We start from the raw sequence: 2153 nt of genomic DNA on the forward strand, positions 1-2153 counted from the left end.
CGACGCGCCGATCGCGACGAGCGTCGGCTGGCCGCGCTCGGGCGCCGGCCCCGGCGGCACGAGCGCCGCGGAACGGCTTTCGAGCAGCCGGCCGATCTGGTCGATCTTCGCGAGCAGCGCCTGCGGCGACGCGTCGGCCGACAGCCCGAGCGCGAGTGTCGGCGTGTCGACCGCATCGAGCGCACCCGCGCCCATCGCCTCGTAGACCGACGACGTGTTCGCGCTGACGCTCGCCGTCACGATCAGGATCGCGCAGGGCGCGCGCGCCATGATCCGGCGCGTCGCCGCGACCCCGTCGACCTTCGGCATCACGAGATCCATCAGCACGAGATCGGGCGGATGCGCGACGCAGAAATCCACCGCCTCGTCGCCGTCGGTGGCGACCCACAGCACGCGATGGTCGGTGCGCAGCGCGATCACGCGGCGCAGCGCCTCCACGGCCAGCGGCAAGTCGTTGACGATGCCGATGTTCATCCTCGCGCGTCCCCGATCAGGTCGTGCACGGCGTCGAGCAGCGCCTCGTCGTGGAAGCTGCTCTTCGCGAGGTAGTAGTCGGCGCCCGCATCGAGCCCGCGACGGCGATCCTCGTCGCGATCCTTGTACGACACGATCATCACCGGCACGCGCTTGAGCATCGGATCGCCCTTGATCAGCGTGACGAGTTCGATGCCGTCCATGCGCGGCATGTCGACGTCGGTGACGACGAGATCGAACGCATCGCTGCGCACCGCGTTCCAGCCCTCCATCCCGTCGACCGCGACCGTCACGTCGTAACCGCGCTTTTCCAGCAGCTTGCGTTCGAGCTCGCGCACCGTCAGCGAATCGTCGACGACGAGCACGCGGCGGCGCCGGTCGGCCAGCGCCAGTTGCGGGTCGCGCGTGAGCCGCGCGAGCTGCCCGCCGCGCACGAGCTTGTCGACCGAGCGGATCAGATCCTCGACGTCGACGATCAGCACCGGGTCGCCGTTCTCGAGCAGCGCGCCGGCCGCGATGTTCTGGATCTTGTGCAGGCGGCTGTCGAGCGGCTGCACGACGAGCATCCGCTCGCCGAGGAAGCGGTCGACCGCGACGCCGTACAGCTCGGGTTCCCCGCCGACGACCACGACCGCCGTGCTCGTGCGCGCGACGTCGGGCTCACCCGCGTCGAGCAGCTGATGCGCGGCGACGAGGCCCGCGCGCCGGCCGTCGAACGGGAAATGCGGCTGCCCTTCGAGCACGTCGATATCGTCGTGCGAGAGTTCGAGCGTGCGGCGCACGTGCGCGAGCGGGAACGCATACGGCTCGCCACCGACCTCGACGAGCAGGCTGCGGATCACCGACAGCGTAAGCGGCAGCTGCAGCACGAAACGCATGCCCGCACCCGGCTCGTTGAAGATCCGCACCGCGCCGCGCACGCCGCGCACCATCTCCTGCACCGCGTCGAGGCCGACGCCGCGGCCGGACACGTCGGTCACCGCATCGCGCATCGAGAAACCCGGCAGCAGCAGGAATTCGAGCAATTCGGGATCGGACAGCCGCGCGGCCGTCTCGTCGTCGGTCAGGCGCTGGCGCACGACGGCCGCGCGCAGCGCGTCCATGTCGACGCCCGGGCCGTCGTCGATCACGCTGACCAGCAGCGAGCCGGCACTGTGGCGCGCCTCCAGCGTCACGCTCGCCTCGGCCGGCTTGCCGCGCGCGCGCCGCGCCTCCGGCGAATCGACGCCGTGGTCGATCGCGTTGCGCAGCAGGTGGCCGAGCGGCGCGTCGAGCAGGTCGAGGATGTCGCGGTCGACCTGCGTGCCCTCGCCGACGATCGAGAAACGCACCTGCTTGCCGAGCGAGCGCGCGAGATCGCGGACGATGCGCGGATACGCACGCGTCGCGTCGCCGAACGGCCGCATCCGGCATTGCAGCGCCTCGTCGTACAGCTGCTCGGCGATATGCGTGCTGCGCCGCTCGAAGCGGTCGAATTCGTCCATGCGCTCGGCGAGCGAGCGCTGCAGGTCGTTCAGCATGTGCCGGACTTCGTTCATCGACGCGAGCATGCCCGCGTCGAGATCGTCGGCGAATTGTTCATACATCAAATCGAGCGAGCGGGCTGCGTCGCGCTGGGCGCGCTTCACGCGCAGCATCGATTCGGCGAACGGCTTGAGCCAGCGCGATTCGACCAGCGA

2 protein-coding genes are annotated in these 2153 nt (G+C 70.3%); both read right to left on the reverse strand.

The genetic code is table 11. The features are described from left to right. Positions 1-474, reverse strand: a 474-nt coding sequence (locus DPV74_RS40980; RefSeq protein ID WP_119339261.1) for a response regulator, incomplete at its 3' end; no start/stop codon positions are given. Next, positions 471-2153: hybrid sensor histidine kinase/response regulator (locus DPV74_RS40985; protein ID WP_162923324.1), on the reverse strand; the 1683-nt coding region annotated here is incomplete at its 5' end. The genes DPV74_RS40985 and DPV74_RS40980, both read right to left, overlap by 4 nt.

Source organism: Burkholderia sp. HAN2018, from assembly GCF_024704855.1.
GTDB classification, from domain to species: Bacteria; Pseudomonadota; Gammaproteobacteria; order Burkholderiales; family Burkholderiaceae; genus Burkholderia; species Burkholderia cepacia.